General features: G+C 34.3%; 17 protein-coding genes. 2 read left to right on the top strand and 15 right to left on the bottom strand.

All coding sequences use genetic code 11. The features are described 5' to 3' along the window. Nucleotides 1-78: 78 nt before the first annotated feature. From ABEG63_RS08525 to ABEG63_RS08595, 15 genes are all read right to left on the bottom strand, one after another. A complete protein-coding gene (locus tag ABEG63_RS08525; RefSeq protein WP_346584354.1) occupies nucleotides 79-2478 on the bottom strand; it encodes a ligase-associated DNA damage response DEXH box helicase in 2400 nt (799 codons plus the stop codon). Between the two features lie 241 nt (nucleotides 2479-2719). Then, on the bottom strand, nucleotides 2720-4300 hold the full coding sequence (locus tag ABEG63_RS08530) for an ATP-dependent DNA ligase (RefSeq protein WP_346584153.1): 1581 nt from the start codon (nucleotides 4298-4300) through the stop codon (nucleotides 2720-2722). A gap of 220 nt (nucleotides 4301-4520) precedes the next feature. Next, complete coding sequence (locus ABEG63_RS08535; protein WP_346584154.1) at nucleotides 4521-5531, bottom strand: ligase-associated DNA damage response exonuclease; 1011 nt, start codon at nucleotides 5529-5531, stop codon at nucleotides 4521-4523. A 94-nt stretch (nucleotides 5532-5625) separates the two neighbouring features. After that, nucleotides 5626-5982, bottom strand: coding sequence for a rhodanese-like domain-containing protein (locus tag ABEG63_RS08540; protein WP_346584155.1), 357 nt, complete (start codon nucleotides 5980-5982; stop codon nucleotides 5626-5628). After that, the gene (locus ABEG63_RS08545; protein WP_267403028.1) at nucleotides 5979-6281 is read right to left on the bottom strand and encodes a DUF3817 domain-containing protein; all 303 of its coding nucleotides are present in this window, start codon (nucleotides 6279-6281) and stop codon (nucleotides 5979-5981) included. The genes ABEG63_RS08540 and ABEG63_RS08545 overlap by 4 nt, the downstream gene beginning before the upstream one ends. A 2-nt stretch (nucleotides 6282-6283) precedes the next feature. Then, nucleotides 6284-6742 (bottom strand): hypothetical protein, encoded by a 459-nt coding sequence (locus ABEG63_RS08550; RefSeq protein ID WP_346584156.1) that lies wholly within the window; start codon nucleotides 6740-6742, stop codon nucleotides 6284-6286. Between the two features lie 69 nt (nucleotides 6743-6811). Next, complete coding sequence (locus tag ABEG63_RS08555; RefSeq protein ID WP_267403031.1) at nucleotides 6812-7402, bottom strand: TetR/AcrR family transcriptional regulator; 591 nt, start codon at nucleotides 7400-7402, stop codon at nucleotides 6812-6814. An 87-nt stretch (nucleotides 7403-7489) separates the two neighbouring features. Beyond that, nucleotides 7490-8563: an SDR family oxidoreductase gene (locus tag ABEG63_RS08560; protein WP_346584157.1), complete on the bottom strand. Its 1074-nt coding sequence runs from the start codon at nucleotides 8561-8563 to the stop codon at nucleotides 7490-7492. Between the two features lie 88 nt (nucleotides 8564-8651). After that, a complete protein-coding gene (locus tag ABEG63_RS08565; RefSeq protein WP_346584158.1) occupies nucleotides 8652-9230 on the bottom strand; it encodes a Crp/Fnr family transcriptional regulator in 579 nt (192 codons plus the stop codon). Nucleotides 9231-9478: 248 nt separating this feature from the next. Then, on the bottom strand, nucleotides 9479-10324 hold the full coding sequence (locus ABEG63_RS08570; RefSeq protein ID WP_346584159.1) for an NAD(P)-dependent oxidoreductase: 846 nt from the start codon (nucleotides 10322-10324) through the stop codon (nucleotides 9479-9481). Between the two features lie 211 nt (nucleotides 10325-10535). Then, nucleotides 10536-10937: an aldo/keto reductase gene (locus tag ABEG63_RS08575; RefSeq protein WP_346584160.1), complete on the bottom strand. Its 402-nt coding sequence runs from the start codon at nucleotides 10935-10937 to the stop codon at nucleotides 10536-10538. Nucleotides 10938-11134: 197 nt separating this feature from the next. After that, a complete protein-coding gene (locus ABEG63_RS08580) occupies nucleotides 11135-11425 on the bottom strand; it encodes a DUF3861 domain-containing protein (RefSeq protein ID WP_312390104.1) in 291 nt (96 codons plus the stop codon). A 438-nt stretch (nucleotides 11426-11863) separates the two neighbouring features. After that, complete coding sequence (locus tag ABEG63_RS08585) at nucleotides 11864-12850, bottom strand: aldo/keto reductase (protein WP_346584161.1); 987 nt, start codon at nucleotides 12848-12850, stop codon at nucleotides 11864-11866. 23 nt (nucleotides 12851-12873) lie between these two features. Then, nucleotides 12874-13980: an L-dopachrome tautomerase-related protein gene (locus tag ABEG63_RS08590; RefSeq protein ID WP_346584162.1), complete on the bottom strand. Its 1107-nt coding sequence runs from the start codon at nucleotides 13978-13980 to the stop codon at nucleotides 12874-12876. 3 nt (nucleotides 13981-13983) lie between these two features. Beyond that, nucleotides 13984-15360 (bottom strand): amidohydrolase family protein, encoded by a 1377-nt coding sequence (locus ABEG63_RS08595; protein ID WP_346584163.1) that lies wholly within the window; start codon nucleotides 15358-15360, stop codon nucleotides 13984-13986. Nucleotides 15361-15516: 156 nt separating this feature from the next. Between ABEG63_RS08595 and ABEG63_RS08600 the strand changes: the two genes are divergently transcribed. Then, a complete protein-coding gene (locus tag ABEG63_RS08600; RefSeq protein ID WP_346584164.1) occupies nucleotides 15517-16359 on the top strand; it encodes an AraC family transcriptional regulator in 843 nt (280 codons plus the stop codon). A 91-nt stretch (nucleotides 16360-16450) separates the two neighbouring features. Beyond that, nucleotides 16451-17077, top strand: coding sequence for a chloramphenicol acetyltransferase (locus ABEG63_RS08605; protein ID WP_346584165.1), 627 nt, complete (start codon nucleotides 16451-16453; stop codon nucleotides 17075-17077). Nucleotides 17078-17088 lie beyond the last annotated feature (11 nt).

Here is a 17088-nt window from a genome sequence, read left to right on the forward strand (position 1 = left end):
TTTTTTCCGGCTTTTTTGATTTAGGTTTCCATCTAAAAATACTTTGATACAAAATAGTATTACGTGATGTAATATTTATTACTTGTTTTTCTTTGCTTGCTGTATCAATTTCTGGATTCTCGCATCCAATCCTTCGCTGGAAAGCGTTTGTCTTAAACTGTCCACTTTTATAGGAAAGCTCAATGGAGTAAACGTATTGGCAAATTTCAAAATAATTTTTGATTTTTCAATTCGTTTAAACGCTTCAACTAGTCTTTGTTCCTGTAATTGAGCATTAAAAACCTCTGTATACGCCTGCCGTACCAAAAAATGATTAGGATCATAATCTTCCAACACTTTAAAAATCAATCCGGCAGAACTTTGTAAAGATTTATTAGAACGTTGTTTTCCGGCATAGTTTTGAATCACCATTCCGGAAATTACAGCAATATCCCTAAATTTTCTTCGTGCCATTTCAGCAGCATTAATACTTGAAATAACATCAATCATCAGACTTTCGCGGGTTAAAATTTTATGTAAATTTTCTTCATTTAACGGAATTTCTTTATCACTAAACAATTCAAAGCCATAATCATTCATCGCCATAGAAAAGGAAATAGGAGCGAGCTTTGAAATACGGTAAGCAATTAAAGCTGCCATTACTTCATGCACTAGGCGACCTTCAAACGGGTACATAAATAAATGGTAACCTTCTCGGTTTTTAATCAGTTCAACCAAAAATTCATCTTCTTTTGGAATATGTGAACGTTCTTCCTGATTAATTAATAATGGATGTAAAAATTTCAGTTCCTTTTCAGATGATTTAGGATTTAAAGCTCCGGATAACTTTTCACGTAAAAAATGCCCTAAATTAGAGCTCAATGGTAACCTTCCGCCTAGATAACTCGGTGCAAATGCTTTTCCTTTTGAAGCCCGCACAAAAACGGTCATATCTTTGATCATAGCGACTTCTAAAACTCTTCCGGCTAATATAAATTTTTCTTCCTTTTTCAGTTTTGAAATAAAATATTCCTCTACCATTCCGATATAGCCTCCTGAAATAAATTTCACTTTCAACATTGCATCGCTGACGATAACGCCCATATTCATTCGGTGAAGCATTGCAATTTTTCGTGAAGTGACTTTATATAATCCATCTTCCATAATGACAATTTTATGGAATTCCTCATAGCTTTTTAAAACACTTCCACCAATAGTGAGAAAATCGAGAATATTTTTCCATTCATCATCGGTCATTTCTTGAAAGGCATATACTTTTTTAATCCTTTCATACAATTCGTCAGGATAAAATCCGTCACCAATAGCTAACGTCATTAAAAACTGAACCAAAACATCAAAGCATAAAACCTGTGGCTCACGAGGTTCAATGACTTTCTGTTTTACTGCTTCTTTCAAAGCTGCAACTTCAATAAGTTCCAGAGAATGGGTGGGAACACAATAAATTTTTGATGTTTCAAAAGGCGAGTGGCCGCTTCTTCCTGCACGTTGTAAAAATCTTGCAACTCCTTTGGCTGAACCAATTTGTATGACAGTATCAACAGGTTTAAAATCAATTCCCAAATCAAGAGACGAAGTAGAAACCACTGCTTTTAATTTTCCAGAACTTAGGTTTTCTTCGATCCAAATTCGTAAATGAGCATCAATAGAACTGTGATGAATAGCGATTTGCCCTGCAAAATCTGGATAAGCATTCAATAATAATTGATACCACATTTCGCTCTGACTTCGGGTATTTGTAAAAACAATCGTAGATTTTGACTCTAAAATGATCGGAACTACTTTGTCAGCCAGTTTTTGTCCAAGATGTCCAGCCCACGGTAAAATTTCAACTTCATCAGGGAAAACCGGAAGAATTTCTATCTTTTTCTGTTCTTTTGCGGTAATTTTTGTTTTTTTGATGTCATAAGGAATCAAAACTTCCATGGCTTCATCAAGGTTTCCAATGGTTGCCGTAATTCCCCAAATTTTTATTTTAGGAACATATTTTGTCAGTTGAGAAATGCCTAATTCTACCATGACGCCACGTTTTGAACCTAATAATTCATGCCATTCATCAACGACAATTGTTTTTAATTCTTTAAAAAATCTTTCGTGATTTTTCTGTGCTAAAAGCAAATGCAAACTTTCAGGTGTAACTACAAGAATTTCAGGCATATTTCTCACCTGCTGCTGACGAATTTTAGGGTCTGTATCTCCATTTCGTACACCAACCACCCAATCTAAGCCTATTTCGTCAATCGCTTCCTGCATTGCTTTGGCAATATCTTTTGAAAGGGAACGAAGCGGAGTGATCCAGATCATTTGTAATCCCTTTTTATAATTTTCGGGATGGTTTAAAAAATTCGTCAGTAAAGCTAGAAATACGGAAAATGTTTTTCCAAAACCCGTTGGAGCTACCACCATTCCGCTATAACCGTTTTCAAATTTCTGCCAGGTATCAATTTGAAATTTAAAAGGGGAAATACCTTTATCGGCCATCCATTGTTGAATGACTGTGAATCCGTTGGTATTTTCAAAAGTCGCCAAATTATTTTGTTTTTGATTTTTAACGTTAAGTTCACAAGGATATTTTTAACATATTCTCTGTATATTCTAACCGCAAAGGCGTTCCATTCAGCCAAGGCTTATTGTTATCATTTGCTGAACGAAGTGTCTTTGCGATCGAAAAATAATTTCAAAGTGTTAAAATAAACCTCTGAGAACTTAGCGTTTATATAATTTATTGTATTAATTTTTTAATTTCTTCAATATCATCAATTTCGTCTACCGTTTTATCTTTTCGCCAACGTACAATTCTGGGAAACCGCAATGCGACACCACTTTTATGACGGTTGCTAAAACCAATGCCTTCAAAGGCAATTTCAAAAACAAGTTCCGCTTTTACAGTTCGGACAGGTCCAAATTTTTCAATTGCATTTTTGTTAACAAACTTGCTGACTTCCATAATTTCTTTGTCTGTAAGTCCGGAATAGGCTTTTGCGATGGTTACCAGTTTGTCATCTTTTTTCACCGCAAAAGTATAATCTGTATAGTAGGCACTTCTTCGTCCGCTTCCTTTTTGAGCATAAATAAGCACCGCATCAATGGTTAAAGGATTGATTTTCCATTTCCACCAATCGCCTTTTTTCCTGCCAGAATGGTATGGTGAATTTTTTTGTTTTAACATTAAACCTTCGCTGTTAATTTCTCTCGAATTTTCTCTGATTTGATTTAAATCTTCCCAGTTTTCAAACTCGATAACCGGAGAAATTTTTATGTTTACGGGATTTTCATTTAACAATAATTCTTCCAACATTGCCCGTCTTGAAGCTATGGGTTTCTCACGAAGATCATTGTTTTCAAGTTCCAAAAGATCATAAGTGAAAACTTCAATCGGAATTTCGAAAAGCATTTTTTTAGTTAAAGTTTTTCTGTTTAATCTCTTTTGTAATTCATTAAAATTTAAAACCTTACCATCCTTTACCGCAAGTATTTCTCCATCTACAACAAAATTACCTTTCATGTTCTGAACCGTTTCTTTGATTTCAGGAAATTGCTCTGTGATCAATTCTTCGCCTCTTGACCAGATAAAAACTTCGTCGTTTCTGCGAATAATCTGCCCGCGAATGCCATCCCATTTGTATTCGATTTGCCATTCTTCAGGAGTTCCCAGTTCGTTTAATTCTTTTTCTAAAGGATAAGCCAAACAAAAAGGATACGGTTTTGAATTGTCTGGATTAATTTTTTCCGCTGAAATCAATTCTTTAAATGAAATTTCGTCAGGTTGCCATTTCCCCATTAGACTATGCGTCAGAGCACTGGATTCCTGTCCTGAAAATTTGGTTAATGCGTTAATTAGTGTTTTATCTGAAACTCCAATTCTGAAACTTCCACCAAGTAATTTGTTGAAAATCAATCGTTCTGTGTAATCTAAACCATTCCACGAATTCAATACGTATTCTTTTTTTTCAGCATCTGTTTTATTTTTTAGATCAATAATATCATTCATCCATTCGGATAATGACTTTTCAATTTTTTCGTTTGGAGGTGGTAAAATCAATGAAAGTGTTTCACCAAGATCTCCCACTGAAGAATAGCTTTCCTGAAAGAGCCAAAATGGTAATTTTGTGATTTCCAACGCCCATTCTTTCATATAGTTTGTATTCACATTTCGCTTCGGTCTTTTGCCTGTAAATAAAGCAATAAACCATAATTTATCCTCATCGGGAGCTCGTTCCAGATAGTCAATAATCGCATCAATTTTGGCATTGGTTTTATTGGTGCTTTCCAAAGCGTTGATCAGTTCAGCAAAATGTTTCATTAATTTATTTTTCTGTTTTGGGCAGCTTTTACCGTTTGAATTTATCTTGAGCCTGTCGAAGGGCTCCGTTCAAGCTGGGCTGTGTGCCATTCGACATTTTAATTATTAACAGGTCGCTCCTACGGAGCTTCGCTTCATCCTTACTTCTTTTCTATTAGCAGTAAACTCCTACGGAGCTTTTTGAACTAAAAAATCTTTAAAATTTTAAAAATTAAACTGTTTATTCTTCAATGGGTTCCTTTTCTTCCTCGTCATCATCTCCATACAAGGTTTCTACTACGTCCGATTTTATTCCGATTTCATTTAAATATTTTGAAAAAACTTCTGTTTGTCCGTGTGTTACATGAACAATTTCTGCTTCTGTAGCTTTTATAGCTTGTAATAATCCTTTCCAATCGGCATGATCACTCATGGGAAATCCTGCATCTGCACTTCGCCATCTTCTGGCACCGCGAACCTGCATCCAGCCTGAGCAAATAGCAGTTGCCGCATTAGGAATTTTTTTGATAATATTACTATCGAGCAAAGCCGGTGGAACAATTACGATTTCATTCTGCAAATGTTTTACATTTTCTCTAAAATCAGGAATTTCATAGTCAGGAAGATCAATACCGACCGTTTCAAATGCTTCGTTTAATTTTCCAATAGAGTAGTGAACGTGAATTTTCCCCAGACCTTCAACGGCTTTCATAATTCTTTGTGCTTTGCCTAAGGAATATCCTATAAAAACGGATGTTTTTTGATTTTCTTTATTTCGTAACACCCAATTTTGCATTTTTTTATTGAGATCTTCTACTTCCAGCCAGTTGTAGATTGGAAGTCCGAAAGTACTTTCAGTAACGAATTCATTACACTTTACGACTTCAAAAGGAGTGCTCAAACCGTCATCCTGAACTTTGTAATCCCCAGAAATTACGCTTACATATCCTTTATATTCTAACTGGATCTGGGCAGAACCAATAATATGACCAGCCGGATGCAATGATAATTTTACCCCATTGATATTGAGAACTTCGCCATATTCTACACTCTGACATTCAATATCTTCACTGATCCTTTTATGTAAAATAGGCTTTGTAAAATGATGACAGAGATATTTTTTCATTCCCCAACGTGCGTGATCAGCATGACCATGGGTAATGACAGCCAGATCAACAGGTCGCCAAGGATCGATATAAAATTTTCCCTGCGGACAGTAAATTCCTTTATTTGTAAATGTGATTAACTTCAATGGAGTGGCGTAATTTGGTTTAAATTTACTAACCAAAAAGCCGACCAAATTAATTTTTGTATTGAAAAAGAATTGTTTTTAGAGAACTTTTATATTATTTTGAAATACTTTTCTGCAAATCGCTCCATGCGCCTCCATTATAAACATGATTAAACCCTTTTTCCTTTAAAATATTCTCAACTTTTGTACTTCGAAGACCGTGGGAACAAACGGTAATATAGGTTTTATTTGGATTCAGTTCTGTATATCTTTCTCTGATTGTTCCTAAAGAAATATTTACAGATCCGGAAATATGCCCCATTTCATATTCTTTTTCAGTTCTTACATCGAGAATAATGGCTCCGTTTTTTATTAAAGTATCCAAACCATTATCAAGTGTTTGGTATTTGTATATTCTGTAAGCAATATAAATGGTCAGAATGACTCCGCAAAAAATTAATATATTTTTCATAGTTTGCTTAAAATTTTTCTGTCAATATAAAATGTTCCAAATGGAATAATACACGCCAAAAGCACTTTCCAGGTTATTTCTTTAAATTTCCACTGTTGCTCAACACCAACACTTAATGTATTGAATAAAAAAAGAAGAAATAATGATCCGTGAATAGGGCCCATCATTTTAACCAATGAAGGATTATCAAGTCCATATTTTAACGGAACAGCGATGAATACTAATGTTAAGAGTGAAATCCCTTCAAGAATGGCAATAATTCTTAATCTTCCAACTTTTGTTTTAAATAAATTGATCATAATTATCTGAAATAAGGTCTGTTAGCAAGTGGTGAAAATGGCCATGGGATGGCAATAAAAATAATAAGTAAAGCAATGAAAAAATAGATCAGCATTGTTTTAAACTTCTCTTTATCAGTTAGTTTTCTTTTTGAAACGGCAGAGCCAATAGTAATTAAAACTATAGCAAGAAGCATTAAAGAAATATGTATTAATCCAAAAAATAAAAGATCTAAAGATTGTTTTGCATCACTAAAATTCTTCCAAAAGTATTTGATGATCGGGCTTTGAGAATAGAATATAATTCCCAAAATTAATTGAATGTGGGCTATTGTTGCCGTCCAATGTCTTACGGTATTATCTGTTTTTGAAAATTCTTTATCTGAAAAGTATCCTTTGTAGGCGCAAAAAATTGCATACAAAAGACTCAACAAAACCAGCCAGCGAAAAGTAGAATGCAGAAATGTTAACGTTTGATACATTATCAAATTTTTAAGATTTGACAAAGTTAAAATAAAAACATACTAATTAGTATGTTTTTTGATAAAAAATTATTTTAACGTATTAAAATACAATTTAAGTTGTTGTAAATAAGATATATATATCGATTTATTGTTCTCTAGTTTTCCCAAATTTCGTATTCCCCAATATCCGGAAAGTACAAAAATGGCAATTCCTTTTGCATTTAAACCGGTCTTTATTGTACCATTTTCCATCCCTTTTTCAAGAGAAAAAATCATTGTATTTTCCCATTGCTTAGATAATTCGTTTAATGCTTTTGTAAACTCAATATTCCACGGAGCCATTTCCTGAGTAAAATTAGAAGCAGGACAACCGTATTCAACCTTCAAAAATTCATTATTGATCAACAAATGATACATCATATTGTAAATATTATCTAAAGGATTTTCATCATTTCGTAATGGTTGGATAAAATTATTCTTAAAGTTTGGAATCATTAATTCATTAATAATTGCCAAACCCATTTCGTCTTTTGTTTTGAAATGATAATAGAAAGCCCCTTTTGTCACCTGAGTGGTCGCAATAATTTCATCGACACTAGTTGTCTGATAACCTTTGGTATAAATCAGTTCAAATGCTTTCTGAAGAATATTTAATCGTGTAGCTTCGGACTTTTTCATAAAAAACGAATGATATTTTACAAAGAAACGACATTTAAAATAAAAAAGAAAAGGAGTCGCAAAAGCAACTCCTTTATGAAATGAAATTTACGGAATCAGCTTTTCTGCTTTCAATTTTTCAAATAAATCAATGAATGATTGCTCTGTATTTTGATATTCTGTAAAGCCAAATTTTCTGCTGGTTGACATATCGGTCATTACTTCCAAAGGTCTTCCCAAATCAAGGTCGGTATGCCAGGCAGAAGATAATTTATTAAGGTTTTCTTCTTTTAAACCATATTTTTGAGCTATTTCTTTCCAGATTTCTGTATAATTTTCCATTTCTTTTTCTAATGGTTTAATGGAGTTTTCAAATCCTACCGCTTCAATTCCGAACCACTCTGCCAATCTCTTCCAAAGCCATTTCCAACGGAATATATCACCATTTGTAATATTAAAAGCTTGATTTTTTGCTGCTTCTGTTGATGAAGCCCAAACCAGTTGCTTCGCTAAAATTCGGGCATCCGTCACGTCTGAAATTCCGTTCCATTGCTCCAAAGAGCCTGGCCAGATAAATTTACGCCCTGTTTCTTTACAAATACTTGCGTATACCGCCAAAGTGGTTCCCATATTCATCAGATTGCCAACTGCATAACCGATTACGGTGTGCGGTCTGTGGATGCTCCATGTAAATCCGTCTCTTTCTGAAGCTTTATACACTTCATCTTCCTGAGCATAATAAAAATTGGGAAGCGGCAAACGAGGATGCTCCTCTCTCACAGGAGTTTCGGGTAAAGTACCTTCTTTTGCGTAGGCTTCAAACGGTCCTAAATAATGTTTTAAACCCGTAACCAAAGCCACATGCTGTATTGATTTTTTAGGAGACAGAACATTTAATAAATTTCTCACCAACGCACTGTTTATGCGAATATTTTCCTCTTCTGTATCGTTTCGCATCCAAGTGGTGAAATAAACATGAGTGGGAGCGATATTTTCCAACGCTTTTTCCAGACTTTCAATAGTCAGAAGATCGGCTTGTATAGGAATCAAATCTTCAATAGAATGGTTAGGATTTCTTGATAATCCGTAAGTTGTCCAACCCTTAGCAATAAGCTCTTGTGCGAGATTACTGCCTGTAATTCCTGTAGCACCTACAACCAGTGCAAATTTTTTGTTTTCCATAATTCTAAAATTATGTTACAAAATTATGGAGCACTAAGATTAAAAAAATTGATATGGATCAGCGATTTTTATTGATCCAGATCAAGTGTTATTTAAAGGAAATCTTCTTACGGATTCTGCTTACCGTCTCCGGAGCCAAACCGAGATAGGAAGCAATAAGATTGTGAGGAACTCTCTGAATAATATCTGGATTTTTCTCTGCAAACTGTGTATATTTTTCTTCGGCCGTAAATGAGTTGAACACCATGAGGCGGTAATCTTTGGTCACCAGACTGTTTTGGTATAAAATTCTAAAATAACGATCCATAATAGGAATTTTTACCATCATATTTTCATATTCTTCACGGGTAATCGTCAAGAGCTCTGTTTCTTCTATGGCATCAATATTTAAGAGAGCTTTTTCCTGATTGATGAAACTGTTGAAATCCGAAATCCACCAACCTTCAAAAGCGAACATGCTGATGTGTTCGCTTCCTTTTTCATCCAGCATATAGGATTTAAGCAACCCTTTACTTACGAAAGAAAGATTTTTGCAAACGTCTCCTTCCTGAAGCAGATATTGTTTTTTACGGATTTTTTTATAGGTGAAAAACTGCTGGAGTTCACTTTTATCCTTTTCAGTTAAATCAACCTTATCTTCAATATGCGAAAGCAAAACATCAAACATCAGAAAAATATTTTATGAATTTAAAATACAAATATCCTTAAAATATTATTGCTTTTCAAAATCATAAAAATTCAGACCAATATCTTCATTTTTTACTTTGATCACTTTGGTGTTTAATGGATAGAAAATAAACTCGGCCGCACCGCGTATTTTGGCATCCAATAAATGACCAAAGCAGTTAACGCTTTTTTAGTTTCTTCAATTTTATCTTGTTTTGCGATACTTTTCGCGATTACGTGTAACATTTTTTATTTGTTTAAATAGTTAATAATTCCGATAACATCGTCTTTTCCAAACCCTTCACTGTGAGCCGACTGATAAGTTTCAATTAATGTTTTAGATAAAGGAAAGTCTGCACCCGCATTTTTTGCCAGCAGGATATCTTTTAGCATAAGATCTAAGGCAAATGCAGGCTCATAATTATTTTCCGTTAATAATGGTGTTTTTACTTTTGTGGCACCGCTTCCGCTGGCACTTTCGTTAATAATCTCAAGCATATCCTGACGATCAATGCCTAATTTATCCGAAAATAAAATGGTTTCTGCCAAACCCTGATAAATAGTGGATAGAAAATAGTTAACGGATAATTTGGCGGCGATTCCTTTTCCGTTTTCACCTAAATGTTTGATGTTTTTTCCTAGTTTTTGCAGAAAAGGTTCAGCACGCTGAACATCTTTTTCTTCACCACCAACCATGATAATCAATGTGCCTTCTGCAGCGGGTTTTGTACTTCCGGCAACGGGCGCATCAATGAATGAGCCTTCTTTTATTTTTACGGCGGAAGAAATTTCGTTGCTTTTTTCAGGAGAAATCGTACTCATGTCTATGAATAATTTTCCGGTGATATTCTGGGTTAAAACTTCTTCGTAGACTGCTTTCACGGCTGTATCGTTTGTCAGCATTGTAAAAATGATGTCACTATTGGTGACAAGCTCCGAAACTGTTTTGTAAACCGTAGATTTTTCTTGAAATTCTTCAGCTTTTTCAATCGTTCTATTGTAAACGGATAATTGAAATCCGGCTTTTTCTAAATTTTTTGCCATCGGATGTCCCATATTGCCGAGACCGATGAATCCTATTTTTTCTGTACTCATTGTTTTCTATTTAATTCATTAAGAATGCTTACGTCTATTGGAAAAACACAAAGGCGCAAGGTTAAATACAAATTGTCTGTTTTTTAAGACACAAAGGGAAAATTAAAGATTTTCTTTTACAATGTTGATGATCTATTTTATCATTGATAAAATCCTTGTGCCTTAAAACGTATTAACCACAAAAAAAACAAATATTTCGCCTCTTTTGCGGTTAGAATATTATTTTAAATGACTGTAAAAATCCGGTGTAGGATTTAAACTTTTGTTCTGCCACTGATGCCAATACGGATAAATGGGGAGGTACTTCACTTGCTTTATCAAGTTTTTCAACTTGTTCGCGAGTAAGATTCCAACCGACGGCTTCAAGATTTTGCTTTAACTGCTCTTCGTTTCTGGCTCCGATAATGATGCTGGAAACCGTAGGACGCTGCAACAACCAGTTTAAAGCAACCTGAGCTACATTTTTCCCCACTTCAGCAGCAACTTCTTCTAATGCATCAATCGTGTTATAAAAAATTTCTTGCTGAACTACAGTTTCGGGAACCGGACTTCCTCCCTGAGCAATTCTACCTTCTTGAGGCGCGGGTTTATTTCTGCCATATTTCCCGCTCAAACGTCCTGAAGAAAGGTACTTTAAGTCCTGATTTTCCTAAAAATCTATATTCCATTGTTAATTTTCTGAATTGATTATACCTATTTTCAATTTTACTGAAATCATAAAAATATTTCTCTCGCAGATCTTTCAGATTCAGCAGATTTTAACATACTATATCTATTAAATCAGCAAAATTTGCTCGAGAGTTTTATAATTTATTGGCTCTTTAGTTTTTTCATGAATTCCATAATTGCCGGTCTTAATTCTTCAAACAGAGGATGTTGTTTATTTTTAATCATGACTTCGGTGAAAAGTTTTAATCCTAATGCAAACTCTTGCGCTGTTTGTTCATTGTCAAATATATTTTTTGATTGTATGACATCGAAAATATGAAATAGATTATCATGATTGTCGAAATCAAGTGCCAGTGTTTTTTCACCTTCAGAACCATCTTTTAAGGTTAATTCTTTAAGGGTAAGTTGATAGATGTTGTTTCTTTTTTCCATTGTTTATAATGAATTTTTTGTAAGCTTATTGACTTTTTAAGGAGCTTTTTTCCGCTTTCCACTGTATCTTTTGCTACGTTTCACTACGCAAAAGGATGCCGTTGCAATCGGGGCTAGGAAATTTGTCCTTAGTTTAAAGCTTGTCATGCTGAAAGCACCTCAACATTATACGTTTAAAATTGCTTAGATTCTTGCAGAATGACAAACTTTGAAATAATTAATAAAATATCTATTGTGCATTTTGATTTGTTTTCGTCACTTCGAATAGATTTTTGAAAAAAAATCGTATCGAGAAGTTTGCAATTTTGAAGATGAATCTGTTCTCGATACATTTTTTCTCCACTTTGTTACGAAAAAATACTCGAACCGACAAATCTAATACCAAAATTTTGCAAAATGCACAACGGGTAATAAAATATAAAAGTTTAAACAGATTTGTTAATTAAACTGATTAACCAAATCATCAATTGTGGTTAATTCTTCTTTGCTTAAATTAATCTCAATTGCTTTTGCATTTTGAACGGCCTGTTCTGCATTTCTGGCTCCGGCCAACGCGATGGTAATTCCGGCTCTTTCAATCGTCCAGCGAAGAACCAATTGCCCTAAACTTGCATTATGTTGATCTGCAATGGGTTTAATTTTATCTAAAAGCTGATTGGTTTTTTCAATAAAATCTGGTTGAAAATGTTTATGACCTGCCCTGTGATCACCTTCCTGAAATTGGTAACCGTTATGAATTTTACCTGTAAGTAAACCTCTTTCCAAAGGGCTATACGCTAAAATTGATTTGTTATTTTCAATACAGTAAGGCACGGTTTCTTCTTCAATTCCGCGATTGACCATACTAAACGGAATTTGGTTGGATACTAAATTCAATGTTTTTTCAGCTTCTGCCATTTGCTGAACGTTATAGTTGCAAACTCCCGCATGACGAACTTTTCCCTGCTCAATTAACCTTGAAACGGCCTCAAAAGTTTCATCTATGGGTGTGGTAGAATCCGGCCAGTGAATTTGGTACAAATCGATATAATCTGTTCCCAATCTTTTCAAACTTTGCTCGCATTCATAGATAATGCTGTCTTTTCCGGCAAATTTATAAACGTCGATAGCATTTCCGCTGTTGTCTTTGCTGTGCATCGCAAAATCTCCTTTTGCCAAATCCCAACGCATACCAAACTTCGTAAGAATCTGAACTTTATCACGGGAAATTCCTTTAATCGCTTCCCCAACAATTTCCTCACTGGTTCCTTGTCCGTAAATCGGAGCCGTGTCGATAGAAGTTACGCCAACATCATACGATGCTTTGATGGCTTCAATAGCTTCATTTCTGTCTGTGCTTCCCCACATCCAACCTCCGGCAGCCCAAGCTCCAAAAGTTATTGCTGAAACTTCTAATTCACTATTTCCTAATTTTCTGTATTCCATTTTTATAATTTAAATATTACTTTTTATTCACTTTTAATTTTCACCACCAAATAGGGCGGCTTTCTTAGATCTTTTCCGTTATTAAATCCGGGCAAACGATTCCACTGACCTAACGTAACATAAACGTATCCGTTTCGATAGGCCAAACCATCTGGCCAAACGTAATTTTCTTTATCATGAGAAATCAATTGATATTCTCCATCCGGTTTTCTTTTAACAATAGATTGTTGCTCAAAGGCTCCGAAATAGATATTTCCTTTTTCATCTTCAGCCAATCCGTCACAAGCTGGTCTTTCGCCTTCTAATTGTACAGCTTTTTCAATTGTTTGTTCAGAAGTATTAAAATTACTGATAAGATCAGTAGAAATACTGTATAATTTTCTTCCTGTAATGGCAGTCCAGTATAATTTTTTCTGATCTGGACTTAATGCAATGCCATCTGCTCCGCCACTGGGAAAAGTTTGTTTATTAAAATCATAAACGAGAGGCTTCCCTTCAAGAAATCCCATAAATCCGAGTTCGGGTGAAGTGGAATTATGATTTAATAAAACCTCTCTTGCTTTTCCCGTTGCGACATCCAAAACAACCAAAGAATAGTATTCTCCAAAGCCTGAATTGGCTATATATATTGTCCCTTTTTCACCATGAGAAAGATCAACCCGAAGATCGTTATAATGTGAATCATCAGACAAAACAGTCTTTGGAATAACAATTGAATGCAGAATTTTTTTAGAATGAATATCAATTCCCACTACTTTTGCGGCTCCTAAAGGAATCTCCTTGATACCTGATCTTTTACCATCATCTAACACCCATAAAACATCATTTTTATCCATATAAATTCCATGCGGAGAAACCAGCCAGTCCTGATAAGGCTTCGTACTTGGATACACAAAATCTTTATTGGGAAAAGGGATTAATTTTCCATTAACTAATTCTGCCAAAGCAAATTCCTTATGATTATCGGCGTGACGGGGAAATCCTAAGAAAACCCTGTCTTTAGAACTTACTGCGATTCCGGAAGGATCCGGATTGGGTGGATATATTTTCGAAATGACTTCAACATTTGACTGTGCATTTACGATTATAAAGTTGGTAATAAAAGCTAACCTAACAAAAAATCTCTTCATTATTTACTTATTTAAAACTCCTTTAGAAACTTCTTTTCCGGCTTTATACACTGAAACTATTTTTCGGGTATCCTGAATGTTTTTCGCCGGATTTCCATCAACAATAATAAAATCTGCCGTTTTTCCTGCTTCAATAGTTCCGAAATTTTGATCGATTTTTAATGCTTTTGCTGAATTTTTTGTAGCGACGGTTAATGCCTGTAAAGGAGTCAATCCTGCTTCCGCCATTAATTGTAATTCTAAATGTTCCGAAAAGCCCTGTGCACGAAGAGGCATCGCGCCGCTATCTGTTCCCATAGCTACCAGAATACCTGCATCATATACTTTTTTAAGATTTTGTTTGGCAACTTCAAAGGCTTTCATATTTAATTTGAAGTTCGGAGCATTTTTAAGATCATTTTGATATTTTTCAGAAGTAATCATTTCATAAACGCCAGGTTCCAAAGATTTTTTGAAGAACTGATCATTAATCCATTCAGGTTTTTTTGCATATACAAAAGCATACTCGTCCAAAGAAAGGGTAGGAATATAAACAATGCCTTTTGCTTTCATTTGCGCCAATGTAGCATCATCAATCACTTCACTTCTGATGCTGTGACCAATTACATCAATTCCATCGGCGAGTAGTTTTTTCAAATCTGAAAGATAATACACGTGAGCGGCGACTCTCATATTTCTTTTGTGCGCCTCAGAAATAATTGCTTTATAAATTTCAGGACTTACTTTTGCTTTAAATTTTCCGTTAAAATCATCCACCCAAATTTTCACCAATTCGGCATTTATTTTTTTGAGACTGTCGAGCTCTGCCGGAATTTCTTTCACAGAAGTGGGTCTATATACTTTATCCATCGCAAAATCGAGTGGCGGAGCACCATTGGGAGCCCCAAAACCATATCCTGCAGAATGAATTCTTGCGCCATCAATTTCTCCTTTAGCTGATCGATCTCTTAAACCACTTTCAAACAGAAAAGGACGATCTGTACCCATTGACATGACATTCAATACCCCATAATCCTGATATTTTTTGAGTTGTGAAAGAATATTTTCTTCAGTATAATTTTCGGGTTTAGTGGTAGTTCCTTTTAAGGTTCCCACATGTGAATGTGCAGAAATAAGTGCGGGAATGATTGTTTTTCCTTTTAAATCAATACTTTTTGCATCTTTATCGGAAATATTATTTCCAATTTGAACAATTTTACCATCTTTAACCAAAACTTTGGTATTTTCAACAGGATTTCCTCCATTTCCGTCGATTACACGAACATTTTCAAACAATAATGACTCGTTGGATGCGGTAGAATTTTCTTTATTTTTTTGATTACACGAAAGAAGTAAAAGACTTCCCAATACAATTCCTGATATTCTTTTTAATATTTTCATAAATAATAATTTGTCGATTGATTTAAAATTCAAAAGAGACAGAGATGAAACTTTGTCTGAGTATCTTAATGTTATCTTTCAAGGTCTATACAAATTTTGTTAAAAAAAATGATTTTCAGGTTGTAAAAATCGTTTAACAAATTGTAATTTTAAGACATGAAAAGAAAACAGTTTGAACCTCTGGAAATTGATACCTTTGAAGCATCTGTTTATCCGTTTCCCAAACACAGCCATACGTATTATGAAATGATTTATATTTTCAAAGGCTGTGGCGATCATCATATCAACGGCATTGTAATTTCTTATAAAGCAGGCGATTTTTATCTTATTTCTCCAGATGATGAACATTTTTTTGACATCAAAAAACCGACCAAATTCTGTTTTATTAAATTCAATGACAGTTATTTTGACCAGAATAAACATCTTTCACCGGATAATCTTGCAACAGCTTCTCCCACAGATATTATGCGAAATGCGTTGCTGAAAGAAGAAAAACTAACCTTTGATGAACCCTGTAAAACGATTTTAAAAAAAACGGTGGAAAATATTATTGACTATAATAGATTCAACAAAGTTTCAGAGTCACCCATTATGTTTTTTCAGGTTTTATCGTTATTTGGTTTAATTCGTGAGGCTTCCGCTAAGTTTTTACATGTGAAAGTAGATAAAGATGCTCCCAAAAAAGATGATTTGATATCTTACATTCATCAAAATATTTATCAGCCCGAACTCATTAGAATAACGGCTATTGCCAAGCATTTCAATATTTCGGAAACTTATTTTGGATCTTATTTTAAAAGAAATTTTGAAATTTCTTACCGAAAATATATTACAGATTATAAGTTAAAATTAATTGAAAGAAGAATCCAATCCGGGCAAATGACCATGAAGCAAATCGCTTTTGAGTTTGGTTTTACGGATGAGAGCCATTTAACCAATTATTTTAAAAAGTTAATGAAAGTAAGTCCATCGGATTATAAGTTTCAGTATGCTTTATAGTTTTAATTAAAATTAAACTTTACGATTAAATTTCATATTCCAAAAGTTTTTAAAACCGAAAATCTTATGGAAATTTGCAAAAAATAAATCAATGAAGGTAATAGATATTGAAAGCTGGAACAGAAAGGAACATTTTGAATTTTTCTCTAAAATGAAAAGTCCTTATTTCGGTTTTACAACGGAGGTAGACTGCACAAAAGCGTATGAAAAAGCAAAAGAAAAAGGAATTTCGTTTTTTGCCTATTATCTTTACAAATCTATGGTGGCGATCAATTCTGTTCATGAATTGAAATTACGAATTGTGGATGGTGAGGTTATTCAGTTTGATGAAGTTCATGTCGGAAGTACGATTGGAAGAGAAGACGGAACTTTTGGGTTTTCATTTTTTCATTATTCTGAAAATTTTGAAACGTTTAATGAGAGATTACAGGATCAAATAAAAACAGTTCAGAGTTCAACTGGCTTAGGAATTAGTAACGATGTTTTGCCAATTAATCATATCAGACACACTACGATTCCTTGGAGTTCGTTTACTACAATTTTACATCCTACCAATTTTGATCCTAAAGAATGTATTCCGAAAATCGCGTTTGGAAAATTCAGTCTTAAAGATGGCAAAAAGATGATGCCTGTTTCTATTGAAGCACATCACGGTTTGGCAGATGGTCTTCATTTGGCAAAATATTTTGAAGCTTTTCAGAAAGAATTAGATCAATAGTTCGAAATATG

Origin of the sequence: Chryseobacterium sp. C39-AII1 (genome assembly GCF_039672645.1) — a bacterium.
Classification (GTDB): domain Bacteria; phylum Bacteroidota; class Bacteroidia; order Flavobacteriales; family Weeksellaceae; genus Chryseobacterium.